At 55.1% G+C, this 633-nt stretch carries 1 protein-coding gene; it reads right to left on the bottom strand.

Annotated features, from left to right (window positions below; genetic code table 11):
- Positions 1-96: 96 nt before the first annotated feature.
- A complete protein-coding gene (locus tag KIK84_RS16460; protein ID WP_250208060.1) occupies positions 97-477 on the bottom strand; it encodes an IS3 family transposase in 381 nt (126 codons plus the stop codon).
- Between the last annotated feature and the right edge of the window lie 156 nt (positions 478-633).

Here is a 633-nt window from a genome sequence, read left to right on the forward strand (position 1 = left end):
GCCCGTCTCCGCTTCGCGCAGGAAGCCAATGATTTGTTCTTCGGTAAATCGCTTCTTCACGTCCAATCTCCTGTTTCATGGGATTGGACTCCAAGCTCAACTGCTACTCAAATCCGGGGGGACGTCGAGACTGTCCGATACAAAGTCCATGCTCAGAATCTCATTGATGCTCTTGGCAACTTGCAGCGGCACACGCCCCTGAGGCGCTCGCTTTGCTTTGTGGTGCTTCTTCACCGTCAGGTTGGCTTGCCGGTACAGCCGATAGATACGCTTGTGATTCACATCAGGGAACTGGCTCCTGAGCATGTCGTGGATGCGTCGATAGCCAAACCGCCTGCGCTCAAGCGCGGTCTGTCGGATGCTCTCCTCTAGGCTGGCGTTGAGTGCACTGGCCACGGGTGGGTGGCGGTAGCTGTCTCGGGATAGCTCCACAAGGCGGCAGGCGTTGCGTTCTGAGAGGTGGTGCTCCAGCACCATCTTGCGCACTGCCTCGCGCTTGTCTTGTGGTGTATTGACCCAGTAAAAAACTGCTCAGGTGTTATCTTTGAAGGAAACACAGATGAGCACACTGATGGAAGACGAGATCAAACGCTGGACAGCCAAGCGCAAAGCCGCTTTGGTCATGGAGATTAT

The sequence above is a fragment of the Curvibacter sp. CHRR-16 genome (assembly GCF_018474005.1).
GTDB lineage: Bacteria > Pseudomonadota > Gammaproteobacteria > Burkholderiales > Burkholderiaceae_C > Allorhodoferax.

Excerpts from the sequence above, each read along its gene's own strand:
- KIK84_RS16460 (WP_250208060.1), bottom strand. The coding sequence starts at position 477 with ATGGTGCTGGAGCACCACCTCTCAGAACGCAACGCCTGCCGCCTTGTG.